Genomic DNA, 15,753 nt, shown 5'->3' on the forward strand with positions numbered 1-15,753 from the left:
GGTGGGAGATGCCCGGGGTGGGAGATGCCCGGTACGGGCGAGCTCGCGGGCCAGCCAGTCGGGGAGGGCCGCGGGCTCACGGGCCGGGCCGACGGCCGTGTAGGTGCCCGCGACGGTGGTGGTGCCGGGCGCGACGATGTACCCGCCGTTGGCCCGGACATCGACCTGCCAGGCCAGGGCGCGGGTACTGCTCGAACCCGCGGAGCACTGCCAGCGGTGGCTGCCATGGGCGCGGTACCACACGTGAAGTCCTCCGGACGGCGTGCGCACACGCAAGGTCGTTTCGTCGTCCGCCGGGCTGACGGCGCCCCGCAGGGCGGCCAGCACGCCCAGGGTGTGGAATCCGTTGGCCAGGCCGCCCAGGTCCACGCTGCGGGGGATCGGGATGCCCGGCAGCAGGCGGTCCCGGTCCGGGGGCTGCTGCCGGTGCGCGTCGATGTCGATGACCACCAGGTGGGCGGGGCCGCAGGCGACGCCGACCCCGAGGCCGGGGTGGTTGAACCACCACTGTTCGATGCGGGCGAAGTCCAGGGTGGCGGCGTGGAAGCCGTGACACCAGCGACCGGCCTGGATGCAGGCGCACCCCTTGTGGGTGTGGCCTGGCTGCCGGCACCTCTCGCAGTTCGCCGTCGGGGTCTTGCGTCCCGGTGCCAGGGGATGGACCGGCCAACCACGGCTGGCACACCACCTGGCAAGATCCACACTGCGTGGAGCGACTACCGGCGGAGACCCGGGTCGCTCCCGGTCGCTGGGTGAAACGTCCAGCTCATGCGCCATGCGCACCCCCCATCAGCGACCAAAGCGACTCAACGACGAACATAGATTATCGAAGCCCGGGTGACCGAGGGGGGCTCTGGGCGAGAAACCGCTTCATCGTGTCGGCGAGAGGTGCGCCCGGCCCGACGAAACGGTCATCAGCGACTGAAGCATTGACGCACCAGCGACTCGGAACGCTTCGGTCGCTCTCTCAGTAGCTGCCGAAAAGCCCAGGTCAGAGCCCCATCGAAACCCAGAACAGCGACTGAAGCGACTCAAGGTCCCTATATATGACGCACACGCGCACACGCGAATGTCCTCATATACCCGATACTTCAGTCGCTCCAGTCGCTATGCCACCTGAAAACCTGTCCTGACCTGGGCTTTTGAAAAAACTGAGGAAGCGACCGAGAAGTTCTTCGGTCGCTCGGCTTCAGTCGCTGCCCCGGAACCCCCCAGCGACCCAGCGACCGAACCCCGGCCACCCGCGCCCCCTCCGCAGGAATTTGTAATTCCGGGTTCAGAGTCGCTTCAGTCGCTTCGGTAGCTTCAGTCGCTCCGCCCCGGGAGCCGCTCCGCCCCGGGTCGCTCCCCGGCACCGGCCGCTCCGCCCGTCGGGTGCCGAGCAGCCGCCATGCGGCCGGGCGAGGCCGTCCGTCCGGCCGGTTCGGTGGGCGCGATGCCCGGGCCCTTCACGATCCGGTGGTGTGAAGGAGGGGTTCCGGCTCGCCCTTCGACGTGACCGGGGCCGCGAACCACCGGGCACCGTCGCACCCCGGGCAGCGGTGCGAGCCATCCGTGCCCAAAATGTTCCCCGAGTTCCCGCCGGGACCTGCTCCAGCGGTCCCAGCGCTCCCAGTCGTTATCCGGCGCTCGGTGCCACGGCCAGTGCGTCGACCTCGATCCGGAAGTCCGGATGAACCAGGCCGGCGACCCGCACCAAGGAGCAGGCGGGCGGATGTTCCGCGTCCTGGTATTCGTCCCGCACTGTGCGGAACGCGTCCAGATCGTCCAGATCGGTCAGGTAGACCGTCAGTTTGACCACGTGCTCCAGGCCGGAGCCCGCCGCCTCCAGTGCGGTGATCAGGTTCGCGTAGACCTGCCGGACCTGGACCTCGGCGTCCTCCTTGCCGACCGGGTTGCCGTCGCCGTCCACCGGTACCTGACCCGAGACCACGACCATCGGTCCGGTGAAGGAGACCGCGTGGCTGTAGTTGTTGACGGGCGGTGAGCCCTCGGGACGTATGAAGTGCTCCATGGCGCCGATCATGCCACGACCGGAAATCGGCTCCCGGCGACGCGGAGGACCGCCGGTCAAGGCCCGGGACCGGGCCCCGGATCGGGTGGTCCGCCCGGGGCCGACCGCAGTGGGAGCCGGTTCGCGCAGCGGGGTGAAGACGACGTCCGCGAGACCGGTTCCGACGGCACTCCCCCGTACCGTGGCTACTCCCGCCCGGGACGGTTCGGTTCGGTGGTGTCGGGGCGCGGCGCGGTCGGCTGCCCCTGTTCGTTCAGCAGGGGGAACAGCCTGGTGACCGCGGCCACGGCCACGGTGCCGGCCGGGCGGGTGGCGGGACGGCGGTCCCGTTCGCGGTAGGCGGCCAGCAGGAGGCGGATGGAGGCGGCGAGTTCGGCGGTCTCCTCCGGGGTGAGGTGGACCACGGCGCTGAAGGACTCGTCGTGCCGCCACTCGGCCGGTGCCCGGTCCCGGTGGGCCAGCCAGTGCTGGTAGCTCTCGTCCTCCAGCCCGCGCGCGAGCGCGTCGAACTCCTCCGGGGCCTCCCCCTCGGACGGCTGGGAACCCTCCCAGCGCAGCCGCCACGGCCGTGTCCGCCCGTCCTTGTGCGCCACCTCCTCGATCAGCCCGTGCCGGGCGAGCTGGCGCAGGTGGAAGGAGCAGAGCCCCGAGCTGAGACCGAGGCGGACTGCGGCCTGTGTGGACGTGACGGTGCCGACCTCGGCGAGCAGGTCCAGCAGGGCGACGCGCACCGGATGGTCCGGGAGCGTCTGCCGGGCCCGGCCGGTGGGTGCGGTTCGACGGTTCTCCTCACTCATTTTGCAAAGAGTGCTACTTTGCAAAGTGTTCGGTCAAGCTGAACCGCGGCCGGCCGCAACGCTCCTCCGGTCGGCCCGGGTGTGTACGGAAGGCGCTGGTGCTCCATGGCTGTTCGGTTCGGTGACACCCCGCGGGACCGTCGGGTGCGCGTGCAGGGCGAGCCCGTCGATGCGTACCCGCGGCTCGCACCGGAGGTGGAACGGGGTGCGGTGCGCCGCATCACCGTCGTCGGCGAGGAGATCCTCGGCCGCCGGTGCCAGGAGGTCACCGGGTTCGGCACGCCTGAGCTGTCACGGCTGATCGACGACATGTTCGCCACGAACCGGGCGGCGGAGGGCGCGGGACTCGCCGCCAACCAGATCGACGTGGACCTGCAGTTGTTCGTCTGGGACATCACGGACGAGTGGGGCGTGCGCCACGTCGGGCACATCGCCAACCCCGTCCTGGACGAGGTGGCGGCCGACCGCCGCGAACTGGTCGAGGAGTCCGAGGGGTGCCTGTCCGTCCCCGGCCCCCACCGTGTGGTGCCCCGCCTCGACCGAGCCGTCGTCCGGGGCCGGGACAAGGACGGCAACCCGCTGGTGATCGAGGGCCGGGGCTACTTCGCCCGGTGCCTCCAGCACGAGACGGACCACCTCCACGGCCACCTCTACCTGGACCGGATCGCCCGGCGGGAACGGAAGGCGGCCCTCCGTGAGATGGCCGGGGCCAAGGAAGCGGTGCTCGCCCGACGCGCCGCCCTGGCCGCGGAGTTGGGCAAGTGATCGGCGTGTGACGGCCGCGGGGAACTCCGGGACGGCCGTCGAGAGAGCCCGCTCGCGGTGCCGCAGGCGCTCGAAAACCGCGGGCGCCTGCGGGGAACTGCTGGCAGACTGCCCGGCATGCCCAACCGCGCATTGAGTTTCGGAGCAACGGCAGAAACGTACGAACGTTTTCGTCCGGGCTATCCCGCGGAACTCATCGACATGGTGATGGCCTACGCGGGCGATCCGGTTCGGACCGCCCTGGAGATCGGCGCCGGAACAGGCAAGGCGACCCGTCTGTTCGCCCGGCGGGGCATCGCGGTCACCGCCACCGATCCCGACGCGGCCATGCTCGCCGAATTGCGCAAGCACGTGCCGACGGAGGTCCGGACGGAGCGAGCCGCGTTCGAGGACCTGCGGCCGGGCGAGAAGTACGGGCTCGTCTACGCGGCGGCCGCACTGCACTGGACGGAGCCGGAGGGCCGGTGGTCGCGCATGGCCGCGTTGCTGGAACCCGGTGGTGTCTTCGCATCGTTCGGCGGGCCTCTGCGGCTGACCGATCCGGCTGTCGAGGAAGCCGTTCGCACGGTGCGGGCCCCGTTCCTGGAAAGCGACGAGATCCCGTCCCCCGATGGAACGCCCCCGGAGCACACCATGCAGTGGCCGGGCACGGAGCTCCAGCGATCCCGGTGGTTCACCGAAGTACGGCAGTCGGTCGTCGAACGGCGTTGCACGATGAGCGCGAGCGACTACCTGGGCCACCTCTCCACCATCTCGGCCTATCTCGTACTGCCCGCTTCGGAACGTGCGGAGGTGTTCAGCCGGATCGGGCGGGTGCTGCCCGGGACGGTCGAGATGAACGGCGCCATCACCGTCCATCTCGCGCGTCGGTGCCATGAGCAGCAGGGCCCGGACCTCCACCGGGGTTCAACCCCGTGACCGGGGATCGAGGTCTGCCCGCCCGGAGGGCCGTTCGATCGGTACTGGCAGGATCGGGGCATGGGTTTGAACATGACCGTCGGTGTGCCCGCCCGTGCCGAGAACGACTGTGCCGGGCCGGCCCGCGCCGACCTCGGCGTGATCGGGGAACTGCTGGAGCGGGCGGGGGCTCGACAGTGGACCGGGCCCGATCCGGCCGAGGTGCGGGGCGCGGAGTTCGAGATGTGGGGCTACTCGGGCCTGCACGCCGTGCGTCGTCTCGCCGTGCACCTCGCGGCGGACGGACGTCTGCCCGAGCCACTGGACGAGAGCCGACGTGCGACCGACGATCCGCTCCTGATCGAGGTCTACCGGTCGCTCCCCGGTGATCCTCCCGGACCGTTCGACCACCTGATCCATCATTCGGACTGCGAGGGCTACTACGTTCCCGTGGACTTCGCCCGCGTCATCGTCGACGAGAAGGCACCGGGCGGCCACCTCGGTTCCTCGGTGCGACTGCTGGCGGAAGTCCGTCGGATCGCGGAAGCCCTCGGCCTTCCCGAAGACCTCGATCCGGACTCCGAAGAGGTCGTCGACGCCGCCGACGACCAGGATCCGGCCGCCGAGGGATGGCGGCGTTACGGCATCGAATCCCATGACTGCCTGCGACTCCTCGAAGCCGCGGAGCTCTCCGTCGCGACCGGGGCCGCCATCGCCTTCACCTGAGGGTCGCGGAGTCCCGCACCCGGGCCCGGCGAGAGCCCCCGGAAGCCGGATCGCGATCGGTGSCACCGATCGCGATCCGGCTTCCGGTATTCCGGTTCCAGAGTCGCTTCGGTCGCTTCGGTCGCTCCGTCGCCGGAGCCCCGTGCACCGGCGACGTGGGCCGACGCCGTGGGCCGATCCGGTGCGCAACCTCGTACGTCACATGCGTCTCGCGTTCGGCGTTTCGGCCATCCTGCGGTGCCGTACGACGGCTCCAGTACGGCGATTGCACGTTCGAGCCCATGGGATTCAAGGGCTCCAACGAGTCCGAAATCGAGCACGTTCGATTCCTCCGTCGCGTCGTTGAGCCGTGCACTGCCGAACCATCCAGGTGCGGCATCGACCCCTTGGAGGGATGCGGGTGACCGTGACCGACACCTCGACCGAGAATGCGAAGATCCCTCCCCCACCACCGCCCGCCTCCATCACCTACGGGGGCGAACAGGGCAAGAACCCGCTGGCGGACGTGAGTTTCGGGGCCATGTGCGGCCGGCTGCCCTCCGTGCTCGGGCGCACCGCCCGCATGGCCTGGGCCGTCGACAGGACCGGCGTCGTCCTGCTCCTGGCCTGCCAGCTCCTCACCGGCGTCGCCGCCGCCGTCGTCCTCACGTTCACCGCACGTGCCATGACGCACGTCCTCGGCACCGGCACCGTGTCCGAACGCCTGCACGCCGCGCTGCCCGCCCTGATCGTGGTGACGGCCGCCGCGGCCGTCAGCCGTACCAGTGGCGCCCTGGCCGCGTACGCCGACGGGCGCATCGCGCCGTTGCTGCTGACCGAGGCGGATGTCGCGCTGGTCTCCGCGGTCTGCCGCGTCGAGGCGTCCGCGTACGGCGAGGACGGGTTCGCCGACCGTCAGGAGGCCGCCGAAGTCGGCGTCCTCCGCACCCGGATGATGGTGCAGGACGCCCAGCGGTTCATGGCCGCGCTGATCCGTATGATCGCCGCGAGCGGAGTCGTCACGGCGCTGCACTGGACGATGCTCCCGCTGCTCCTGCTCGCCGTCGTGCCGGCCGGCATCGGTGCCGTGCTCTGCGCGCGGGTCGACTACGAGATCCACTACGCCAACGTGGGCGACCGCAGTGTCCGCGGCATGATGCGCTGGTGGGCCACCCACTCCCGGCACGGCGACGAGGTCCGTGCCAACGGGATGACCGGCTACCTCGTCCACTGGTACCGCTCCCTGTCCGACCGCATCGACCGGCGGACCCTCACCGCCGCTCCCCGGATGCTCCGCATCGTCCTGGCGAGCAGCGCCCTGGGCGGCGTGTTCCTGCTGGGCACCTGGGCCACCCTCGCGTGGCTGGCAGGCACCGGCCGCGTCGCGCTTCCGGTGGCCGCCACCGCGGTGATCGCCGTCCAGACGACGCTGGCCGCCCTCTCGCAGTTCGTCCTGCACGGCGCGGCGATGTTCCACACCTCGCTGTACCTCGCCGACATGCGGTCCTTCCTCGACCTGGCCGCCGAACGCGCCCCGAAACGCGGCGGGCTCACCATCCCCGACCGCGTCGACGAGATCCGGCTCGACGAAGTCGTGTACCGGTACCCCGGCAAGGAGGAACCCGCCGTCGACGGGGTCTCGCTCACCCTGCGCCGCGGCGAGATCCTGGCCGTCGTCGGCGAGAACGGCTCGGGCAAGTCCACCCTGGCCAGGCTCCTCACCGGCATCCTGCTCGCCGACAAGGGACGCGTCCTGTGGGACGGCACCGACCTCGCCGGGGCCGATCCCGAGTCCGTGTGGAAGCGCACCGCGCTCGTCCCGCAGAACTTCGCCTGCTGGCCCCTGCGCGCCAGGGAGAACATCACCCTCGGCCAGCCCCGGACGTTCGACGACGTGCCGGTGTGGGAGGCCGTGGACGCCGTCGGAATGCGTGACGCGGTCGAGAAGCTGCCCCACCGGCTCGACACGCTCCTGGCACGCGAACTGTTCGGCGGGGTCGAGCTGTCCGGCGGCCAGTGGCAGCGGCTGGTGTGCGGCCGGGCGCTGTACCGGCGGACGCCGCTGCTGATCCTCGACGAACCGACCTCGCAGATGGACCCCCGCGGGGAGCACCGGATCTTCCTGGAGATCAGACGCATCGCCGCCGAGCGCATGACCGTCGTCGTCACGCACCAGCTGGAGAACACGCGTCTGGCCGACCGGATCGTCGTCATGCGCGACGGCCGTGTGATCGAGCAGGGCGGGTACGAGGAACTGGCCGGTGCGGGCGGCCTGTTCGCGGAGCTCCTCGCCCTGGCCAAGGACCGGTGAGGAAGGAGGGCGACTTCTCGCCGGGAACGGCTCAGGTTCTCCCTCCCCTCCCACTGCGCCGGGAGGGGAGGGTTCACGGCTGATCGGGATCGGCTTCCAGCCGGGCCGATCGCGTCCGCAGCCATGAGGTCAGATCGCGGACGCGGGCGTCCTGTTCGGGCGGTCGGCGGCTGAGCAGGTGGTAACCGGTGCCGTCGGGGACGAACCCGAAGGGGGCGGTGAGCTGTCCCCGTTCCAGGTCGTCGCGGACGACGGCGTACGGGGCGATCGCGACCCCGACGCCGGCCGCGGCGGCCTGGAGGGTCAGGTAGAAGTGCTCCAGGGTCTGCTGCGCGGCCGGCTCAGCCGCCAGGCCGGTGATGCGGCGCCAGTCGTCCCAGGCCCGCGGCCGGGTGCCCGCGTGCAGGAGGACCGCCGCCCCCACACCACCGGCGGCCGTGAGCCGGGCCGCGAGGTCGGGTCGGCAGACCGGTCCGATCCGCTCGGCGAACAAACGGGTGCCGGTGGCCCCCTCGGGGAAGGGGAAGTCGTCCCGGCGGATCGCGAGGTCGACGCCGTCCCGTTCGAAGGAGACGGGGCCGCCCCCGGCGGACAGGTGGACGGTGACGTCCGGCACGCTCGCGTTCAGGTCGGGCAGCCGGGGGATGAGCCACCGCATCAGGAGCGTGGGCTCGCACGAGAGGGTGAGCGGCCCGGAGAGTGCGTGCCGGGAGACCTGCCGGGCCGCCGCGTCGATCTGGTCGAGCGCGTCCCTGACGACGGCCGCCAGTTGGCGTGCCTCCTGGGTGGGGTGCAGGGCGCGCGCCCGCCGTTCGAACAGGGATGTCCCGAGGGCCCGTTCCAGGTTCTGGATCTGCCGGCTCACCGCGCCGTGCGTCACATGCAGTTCCCGCGCCGCCGAGGTCATGCTCGCGTGCCGGACGGTCGCCTCGAAGGGCAGCAGGGTGTTGAGAGGAGGAAGGGCCGACCACCGCATCCGTGAATTTTACTCACGTGCCATGTGAGAACGAATCGTTTGTCCTGCCCTTTCGGCTGCACGACCATTGATCCGGTCACGGACAGAACTGACGGGGCCGACGGGGTCGACACCCCCGGCCGGGCCGGCCGGGGCCACGGAGCGGCCGGACTCGGCAGAACCGATCGACGGAGAGGTGGGGCATGACATCCCGCAACGGCACCGGGCCGGACATCGTCGTCCTGGCGGATGACCTCACCAGCGCCGGGGACGGTGCCGCGCCGTTCCGCCGCACCGGCCACGAGGCACGGATCCTGCTCTCCGCCGGGGCTGCGGCGCCCCGGCCCGCCCCGGGCGGGCGAACGGTCCCCGCCCCGGGTGTGCGGGCGATCGACCTCGGCAGCCGTCTGCTGGACGAGGAAGCGGCCGCCGCGTGCACGGAACGGGCCGCGCGCCTGTCCGCCGAAGCCGCCCTGCTCCTCAAGACGGTGGACTCCACCCTGCGCGGCCATCTCGCCGCGGAGGTCCGGGCCGCGTGGGCGGGTTCGGGGCGGCGGGCCGTCGTCATCGCCCCGGCCTTCCCCGCGGAGGGCCGGGTGACGGTGGACTCCGTCCAGTACGTGCGGGGAGTGCCGGTCCACGAGAGCGACTTCGCCCGCGACCCCGTGCACCCGGTGCGGTGCTCGGACCTGGCGGAGGTGTTCCCGGAGGCCGTCGCGGTCGGCCCGGACCGGGTGACCGAGCTGCCCGCACGGGTCGGTGACGGCGGCCTGATCGTCTGTTCCGCCGCCTCGGACGCCGATCTCGACCGTCTGGTGGCGGCGGTGCCGCACCTCGACGACGTGCTGTGGGTCGGCTCCCCAGGGCTGGCGGCGGCCCTGGCCCGCAGGTGCGCCCGCCTGCCCGGGGCCTGGGCCGCCGTTCCCGTGCCCGCCCCGGCCCGCAGGCCGCTCGTCGTCGTCGGCAGCGCCAACCCGGCGACCCGGCGGCAGCTGACCGCGCTCCACGACCGGGCGGACGTCCAAGGGGTCACCGTCGGCGACGACCCGGACGCCACGGCACAGGCGCTGCGCGACCTGACGGCGCCGGTCCTCACCCTGCGGACGCCCGATGAACGCCGTACGCCGACGTCCGCGCGGGCGCTCGCCCGTTCCCTGGCCGCGGTCGTACGGGCCCTGACCGGGGAGGGCCTCGTCGACGCGCTCGTGGTCACCGGAGGGGAGACGGCCGCGACCGTGCTCCGGTCCCTCGGCGTGACCGGCGTCGACCTGCTCGACGAACCCGAGCCCGGCGTCGCCCGCGGCACCCTGCTCGGACACCCCCGCGTCCCCGTACTGATCAAGGCGGGCGGCTTCGGCGACGACGGCCTGCTCCTGCGCCTGTGCGACCTCGTCCGGCAGCCTCCCGCCCGAGGAGACCACGCATGATCCCGTTGGCCGTCACCATGGGCGATCCCTGCGGAATCGGCCCCGAGATCACCCTCAGGGCCTGTGCCGACCCGAGGCGCACCGTGCCCGTCGTCGTCGTCGGCGACCTGCGTGTCCTCGCCCGCGCCGACGAGGTCGTCGGCACCCGGCTGACGCTCCGCCCGATCGCCTCGGTCGACCGGACTGAGTACACCCCCGGCACGGTGGACGTCATCGCCGGGAGCGACCTGCCCGACGACCTGCCCCGTGGGACGGTCGACGCCCGCGCGGGCGCGGCGGCCTTCCAGTACGTACGCCACGGCATCCGGCTCGCCCTGGACGGCGACGTACGCGCGTTGGTGACCGGGCCGGTCAACAAGGAGGCCCTGCGCCTGGCCGGAGTCCCCCACCCCGGGCACACCGAGATGCTGGCCGATCTGTCGGGCACCACCGACTACGCGATGATGATGGCCGACGACGAGTTGCGCGTCGTCCTGGTGACCGTCCACCAGTCCCTGCGCACGGCGCTCGACGCGATCGACACCGAACGCGAACTCGGCGTCATCCGGCTCACCCACCGCACGCTCCGGCGCGGCGGTCTGCCCGCCCCGCGCATCGCGGTCGCCGGCCTCAATCCGCACGCCGGGGAGAACGGCCTGTTCGGCCGCGAGGACCTGGACGTCATCGCCCCGGCGATCCGGGCCGCGCGGGACGAGGGAATCTTGGCGAGCGGGCCCTGGCCCGCCGACACCGTCTTCATGAGGGCCCGCGCCGGGGAGTTCGACGTCGTGGTCGCCCAGTACCACGACCAGGGCCTCATCCCCGTCAAGTACCTGGGGCTGGAGCACGGCGTCAACATCACCATCGGACTGCCCTTCGTCCGCACCGGCGTCGACCACGGCACGGCCTTCGACATCGCGGGTACGGGGAGGGCCGACCACACCAGCCTGCTCACCGCCCTGCACCACGCCGACCGGCTGTCCTCACTGACGGCCGACCGACGTGACCGATGCGGCCGACGTGACCGATGCGGCTGATGCGGGCGACGTGACCGATGTCCGGGGAAGTGCCGGTGAAATCAGCCCCATTGACCCCATTGATCTCATTGGCCCCGTGGCCCCCTCGGGGCTGTTCGTTCCTCTCCGTCGGCGGGACTCAGTCGCGGCGGTACCTGGCCGCCATCGCGTGGAACACCCTCTTCGGCTCCCAGCGGGTCCCGTCGAGCATGCGGACCACGCCGTAGGAACCGAGATCCGCGTCGCCCGGCCTGCTGTAACCGGCGAAGGTGAACCAGAGCGCGGTGTCCACGCCCTCCTCCTCGAAGACGTCCAGCATCTCGGTGAGGTGGCGGACCTGCTCGTCCTCGTCCGGTACCGCGTCCTGCGGGACCTGCCAGGCCGAGCCGCCGCGCTCGCCCGCACCCCGGTAGGCGCAGGTTCCGTACTCGGTCACCGCGACGGGCTTGCCGTGGGCGAGGTGTCCCCGCAGCTCGGACCGGAAGGTGTCGGCGTTGTGGGTGGAGCGGTAGGCATCGATTCCGACGAGGTCGAACGGGCTCCAGTCGACGAACTCCCAAGGGGCCGCGGCGTACGTGACGCGTCCGCCGAAATGGGCACGCACCGTCCCGGCGACCTGGGCGAGGAAGCCGCTGAGCCGTTCCTGCGCCGGGCCGAGGCCGCTCCACCACTCCATGTCGGCCTCGGCCATGGTCCGCAGACGGTCGCCGTAGGTCTCCCCGGGGATGAAACCGCCGCAGAACGCGCTCATCTCGCAGCCCGCGACGAACACCACTTCGGCACCGCTCAGCCGTACGGCCTCGGCCCGGTGGGCGCAGTCGGCGAAGAACGGCAGCAGCCGGTCGGCGGGAAGGTCCACGGGGAACGGGGCGAACCACACCTCCAGGCCGAGGTCCGCCGCGCAGCGGGCGGCGATGTCGAGCCGTTCGGGATCGCGGCCGGATATGCGTACGGCATCGCAGTGCAGCTCGCCGGCGATCACCGCCATGTCGCGCCGGACCGTCTCGAGGTCGAAGACCTTGCGGGAGAGGTCCTGGCCCGGGAGGAATCCGGTGTCGTAGTTGATGCCCCGTGCGCGCATGCCATCGCTCCTTCGGTGGACTTCCGGACGGCGGGTGTCCCGTTCGGTGAGTATCCGTGATGCCGCGGCGGCGGCAGACCGCGGTCTCAGTCCTCGGCCGGAGGCGGCGGGGCGGCCCCGCGCCAGTCCTCGGTGGCGTCGATGTTGGCGGTGGCGCTGCGGGCGGCCCCGGTGGCGTCGCCCGCGCGCAGGGCGGCGAGGAGTTCCTCGTGCCCCCGGTGGTCCGCGCCGTCGAATCTGTCCGCGTCCCAGTGGGCGGAGGTCGAGCGGCGCAGGGCCGGGCCGAGCGCGGTGTAGAGGTTGTCCAGCAGGGTGTTCCCGCTGCCGGTGGCGACGCCCCGGTGGAAGGCGTAGTCGGCCTCGATCCAGGTGTCGCGGTCGCGGTCCTGCCAGGCGGCGGCCCGTCGGGCGAGCAGTTCGTCGAGGTGGGCGAGTTCGTCGGGGGTGATGCGGGTGGCGGCCAGCCGGGCGGCCTGCGCGTCCAGGGCCTGGCGGACTTCGAGCACGTCGCCCAGTTCGCTGTCGAGGCGCTGGATGGCGCCGGACAGCTCGTTGGTGGCCCGCACATAGGTGCCGTCGCCCTGCCGTGCCTGGAGGAGCCCGGCGTGGATGAGGGCGCGGGTCGCCTCGCGCAGGGTGCCGCGGGCGATGCCGAGCTGCTCGATGAGTGCCGTCTCGGTCGGGATGCGATGCCCCACCGGCCACCTCCCGGAGGTGATCTCGGCGCGCAGCCGCTGGATGACGTCGTCGACCAGTACCGAGCGACGGGCTGAGGCGAGAGTCACGGAAGTCCTTCCTGACGGGCGGCGTGCACGGGGCCGGCAGGCGCGAGCGCAAGCACGGACGCGGACGAGCACGGGCCCGGCAGCACGGGAGACGGACGCGGGCGTTCACCACCGATCCTACCGCTAAAGATTGGACGTTAAAGGTCAGACGTTTTATGTTTCCTGGCATGCTGTCGACTCACCGCCCTCGCCTTCTCTCCCGCTCCCACTCCCCCACCGCCGCTCTCCGACCCGTCGTCTCCCGCGCCCGGGCCGCCTGGCTGACCGCCGTCGGGATCGTGCTGATCGCCTTCAACCTGCGGCAGGCCATCAGCAGTTCCTCCGCGCTGCTGGAACAGCTCCGGGACCAGCTGGGCTTCGGCCCGCTCGTCACGTCCCTGGTACCGACCCTGCCGACCCTGTGCTTCGCGGCCGTGGGCGCGACCGGCGCCGTGCTGGCCCGCCGGATGGGCACCGAGCCGGCCGTTCTCCTGGCCCTGGCGGCGCTCTGTGCCGGACTCGCCGTCCGCGCCGTCCCCCAGACGTGGGCGCTCCTGGCCGGTACGTTGCTGGGCTCGGCCGGACTGGCCCTGTGCAACGTCCTGCTGCCCGCCGTGGTCAAGGCGCACTTCCCCGGCCGCGTCGCACTGCTGACCGGGGTGTACACGACCGCGATGGCGCTCGGCTCGGCCCTCGCCGCGGCGGTGGCGGTACCGGTCGCGGACCTCACGGGCCGGCCCTCCCTGGGGCTGGCCGCCTGGACCCTGCCCGCCCTGCTGACCCTCGCGGTGTGGGCGTCGCGGCCGGGTTCCTGGCGGACCTCGGCGCGGCGCGCCGACAGCGGCGCCGCCCCGGTCTCGGCCCTGGCCGTCGGGCGCACCCGGTTCGGGCTGCTCGTGACCGCGTTCTTCGCCCTGCAGTCGCTCAGCAGTTACGCGGTCATGGGGTGGCTTCCGGCCATCCTGACCGACCACGGCATGAGCTCCGACCGGGCCGGGGCCATGCTGGGTCTGGCCCTGCTCGTCGGAGTGCCCTCCACGTTCGCCCTGATGCCGCTCACCCGGACCGCGCCACGCCTGCGGCTGGCCTTCTGCGTGGTCGGCGTCTCGCTGATGGCGGGATATCTGGGCCTGTTGGGGGCACCCCTGGCCCTGCCCGTGCTCTGGGCCGTACTGACCGGTCTCGGCCTGGGGGCCTTCCCCCTGGTCCTGGCCGTCATCGGCACCAGTGGCCGCAGCCCGCAGGAGACCGCGGCGCTCTCGACCTTCTCCCAGAGCACGGGTTACCTGCTGGCCTCGGTCGGTCCCTTCGGTATCGGGCTGGCACGTTCGGTCACCGGGGCCTGGACCGTCCCGCTCGTCGTCCTGCTCGTGCTCGCAGCCCTCCAACTGCTCGTCGGGCTCTGCCTGACCTCGCGGCGGGCGCTCCGCGACTGACCGGGGCGATCTTCTTCTTGCACCGGCGGACCAGCAGGACGGGGCGGGCGAGATCGCCGTACAGCGCCGTACAGAACTTGTCATGAAGCGCTTGCCGTACAGCAGTTGCCGCACAACGCTTGCCGTACAGCGCTGTCGCGCAGCGCCTGCCGTACAGCGGAGGGGAACAGCATGGCCGATCACTGGGTGAAGCTGGAACTGGACATCAACTCGTTCGATCCGACCCACTTCGAGAAGTATGTGACCCGGTGTCGCGCGGAAGGCATCCGGTTGGCCACTCTCGATGAACTGGGAGACACGCCGGAACACCGTCGCGCGCTGTACGAACTGAACAAGGAATGCTCCGCCGACATCCCGGAGCGCGGGGAGTTCTATTCGTTCGAGAAGTACGTCGAGCTGCGCTTCGAGGCTGCCTCGTACGACCCCCGGGGCGTCGTGATCGCCATGGACGGTGACACCTGGATCGGCATGGCGGCAACGTCGAGCCACGGGGATTTCGTCTTCAACGAGATGACCGGTGTACGGGCCGGCTACCGGGGCCGCGGCATCTCGATCGCCATGAAGACCTTCGCGATGGGCTTCGCCAGGCAGTCCGGGGCGGGCAGGGTACGGACGTTCCACCACCCGGCGAACACGAACGCGATAGCCATGAACCGCAGGATGGGATTCGTGGACTCGGAGGGCTGAGCCCGGCCGGGCCTCCCGGGGCAGGGAGGCCCGGCCTCATCTCGGAGGGCCGTGCTTGAGCTCAGGACTGCGCACGCCTGGGCAGCCGCCAGTCGGGGCGCACGAAGTGGCAGGTGTAGCCGTCCGGGTAGCGCTGGAGGTAGTCCTGGTGCTCGGGCTCGGCGTCCCAGAAGGCCCCTGCCGGAACGACCTCGGTCACCACGGTGCCCGGCCACAGCCCGGACGCGTCGACGTCCGCGATGGTCTCCTCCGCCACGCGCTTCTGCTCGTCGTCGAGGTAGAAGATGGCGGACCGGTAGCTGAGCCCCACGTCGTTGCCCTGCCGGTTCTTCGTGGTGGGGTCGTGGATCTGGAAGAAGTACTCCAGAACGGTCCGGTAGTCGGTCCGGGTGGGGTCGAAGGTGATCTCTATCGACTCGGCGTGGCTGCCGTGGTTGCGGTACGTCGGATTCTCCACGTCACCACCGCTGTACCCCACCCGAGTGGCCAGGACGCCCGGGAACGTCCGGATCAGCTCCTGCATGCCCCAGAAGCAGCCGCCGGCCAGCAGCGCCCTTTCCTCGGTCCCGCTCATCACACATCACCCTTCATCGTCGTTCCCACAGACTCGCACGAGCGGTACGGACAGGAAAGTCGCTTCCGCCCGCATCGCGTCGCTCCGCGTCCCCGTCCGTGCGAGCATCCAACATGTCACCCCTTGAAGCAGTGATGCATTCATCATAACGCGAACCATCACCGTTCAAATCGGTGATGGCGATGGAGGGCGCCGATCGGGGCGAGGAAGCAGAACCGGGGCCGACGCCCCTCGATCGGCGCTCCAGGAGCCTCTTTTTCCCGAGGAGGGCCCGCCGCCCTCGATCACCCTTTCTCCGGAGAATCGTTCTGAGCGAAGAATCGAACTGTTCGAACAAGGCATGAA

Annotated in this window: 15 protein-coding genes; 8 read left to right on the forward strand and 7 right to left on the reverse strand. The window is 71.3% G+C overall.

What is annotated here, in order from left to right; translation table 11 throughout:
• The 3 genes from EAO76_RS39080 to EAO76_RS39090 all read right to left on the reverse strand — a co-directional run.
• A partial coding sequence (locus EAO76_RS39080; protein ID WP_148841094.1) for a bifunctional DNA primase/polymerase occupies window positions 1-777 on the reverse strand: 777 nt, incomplete at its 3' end.
• An 841-nt stretch (window positions 778-1,618) separates the two neighbouring features.
• Window positions 1,619-2,014, reverse strand: coding sequence for a RidA family protein (locus tag EAO76_RS39085; protein ID WP_148840996.1), 396 nt, complete (start codon window positions 2,012-2,014; stop codon window positions 1,619-1,621).
• A 185-nt stretch (window positions 2,015-2,199) separates the two neighbouring features.
• The gene (locus EAO76_RS39090; RefSeq protein ID WP_148840997.1) at window positions 2,200-2,811 is read right to left on the reverse strand and encodes a helix-turn-helix transcriptional regulator; all 612 of its coding nucleotides are present in this window, start codon (window positions 2,809-2,811) and stop codon (window positions 2,200-2,202) included.
• Between the two features lie 105 nt (window positions 2,812-2,916).
• Between EAO76_RS39090 and def the strand changes: the two genes are divergently transcribed.
• The 4 genes from def (at window position 2,917) to EAO76_RS39110 (ending at window position 7,489) form a co-directional block, all read left to right on the forward strand.
• Window positions 2,917-3,576, forward strand: coding sequence for a peptide deformylase (gene def, locus EAO76_RS39095; RefSeq protein ID WP_148840998.1), 660 nt, complete (start codon window positions 2,917-2,919; stop codon window positions 3,574-3,576).
• A gap of 117 nt (window positions 3,577-3,693) precedes the next feature.
• Window positions 3,694-4,494 carry a trans-aconitate 2-methyltransferase gene (locus EAO76_RS39100; protein WP_148840999.1) on the forward strand — a complete coding sequence of 267 codons (801 nt, stop codon included), beginning with the start codon at window positions 3,694-3,696 and terminating at the stop codon, window positions 4,492-4,494.
• A gap of 60 nt (window positions 4,495-4,554) precedes the next feature.
• Window positions 4,555-5,199, forward strand: coding sequence for a hypothetical protein (locus EAO76_RS39105; RefSeq protein ID WP_148841000.1), 645 nt, complete (start codon window positions 4,555-4,557; stop codon window positions 5,197-5,199).
• 394 nt (window positions 5,200-5,593) lie between these two features.
• Window positions 5,594-7,489 carry an ABC transporter ATP-binding protein gene (locus EAO76_RS39110; protein WP_148841001.1) on the forward strand — a complete coding sequence of 632 codons (1,896 nt, stop codon included), beginning with the start codon at window positions 5,594-5,596 and terminating at the stop codon, window positions 7,487-7,489.
• A 73-nt stretch (window positions 7,490-7,562) separates the two neighbouring features.
• Here EAO76_RS39110 and EAO76_RS39115 read toward each other — a convergent pair whose 3' ends face one another.
• Window positions 7,563-8,465 (reverse strand): LysR family transcriptional regulator, encoded by a 903-nt coding sequence (locus EAO76_RS39115; RefSeq protein ID WP_148841002.1) that lies wholly within the window; start codon window positions 8,463-8,465, stop codon window positions 7,563-7,565.
• A 182-nt stretch (window positions 8,466-8,647) separates the two neighbouring features.
• Between EAO76_RS39115 and EAO76_RS39120 the strand changes: the two genes are divergently transcribed.
• Together EAO76_RS39120 and pdxA are read left to right on the forward strand one after the other, a co-directional pair.
• The gene (locus EAO76_RS39120; RefSeq protein ID WP_148841003.1) at window positions 8,648-9,871 is read left to right on the forward strand and encodes a four-carbon acid sugar kinase family protein; all 1,224 of its coding nucleotides are present in this window, start codon (window positions 8,648-8,650) and stop codon (window positions 9,869-9,871) included.
• Window positions 9,868-10,887 (forward strand): 4-hydroxythreonine-4-phosphate dehydrogenase PdxA, encoded by a 1,020-nt coding sequence (gene pdxA / locus EAO76_RS39125; RefSeq protein WP_222872239.1) that lies wholly within the window; start codon window positions 9,868-9,870, stop codon window positions 10,885-10,887. The genes EAO76_RS39120 and pdxA overlap by 4 nt, the downstream gene beginning before the upstream one ends.
• Before the next feature lie 118 nt (window positions 10,888-11,005).
• Here the strand turns inward: pdxA and EAO76_RS39130 are convergent, their stop codons facing one another.
• Window positions 11,006-11,947 carry a hypothetical protein gene (locus EAO76_RS39130; protein WP_148841004.1) on the reverse strand — a complete coding sequence of 314 codons (942 nt, stop codon included), beginning with the start codon at window positions 11,945-11,947 and terminating at the stop codon, window positions 11,006-11,008.
• 86 nt (window positions 11,948-12,033) lie between these two features.
• Window positions 12,034-12,732: a FadR/GntR family transcriptional regulator gene (locus tag EAO76_RS39135; RefSeq protein ID WP_148841005.1), complete on the reverse strand. Its 699-nt coding sequence runs from the start codon at window positions 12,730-12,732 to the stop codon at window positions 12,034-12,036.
• A 167-nt stretch (window positions 12,733-12,899) separates the two neighbouring features.
• Between EAO76_RS39135 and EAO76_RS39140 the strand changes: the two genes are divergently transcribed.
• Both EAO76_RS39140 and EAO76_RS39145 read left to right on the forward strand, forming a co-directional pair.
• On the forward strand, window positions 12,900-14,147 hold the full coding sequence (locus EAO76_RS39140) for an MFS transporter (protein ID WP_187438974.1): 1,248 nt from the start codon (window positions 12,900-12,902) through the stop codon (window positions 14,145-14,147).
• Between the two features lie 171 nt (window positions 14,148-14,318).
• Window positions 14,319-14,834, forward strand: coding sequence for a GNAT family N-acetyltransferase (locus tag EAO76_RS39145; RefSeq protein ID WP_148841007.1), 516 nt, complete (start codon window positions 14,319-14,321; stop codon window positions 14,832-14,834).
• Window positions 14,835-14,895: 61 nt separating this feature from the next.
• Here the strand turns inward: EAO76_RS39145 and msrA are convergent, their stop codons facing one another.
• Window positions 14,896-15,408, reverse strand: coding sequence for a peptide-methionine (S)-S-oxide reductase MsrA (gene msrA, locus EAO76_RS39150; protein WP_148841008.1), 513 nt, complete (start codon window positions 15,406-15,408; stop codon window positions 14,896-14,898).
• Window positions 15,409-15,753 lie beyond the last annotated feature (345 nt).

Source organism: Streptomyces sp. sk2.1 (assembly GCF_008120935.1).
Taxonomy (GTDB): domain Bacteria; phylum Actinomycetota; class Actinomycetes; order Streptomycetales; family Streptomycetaceae; genus Streptomyces.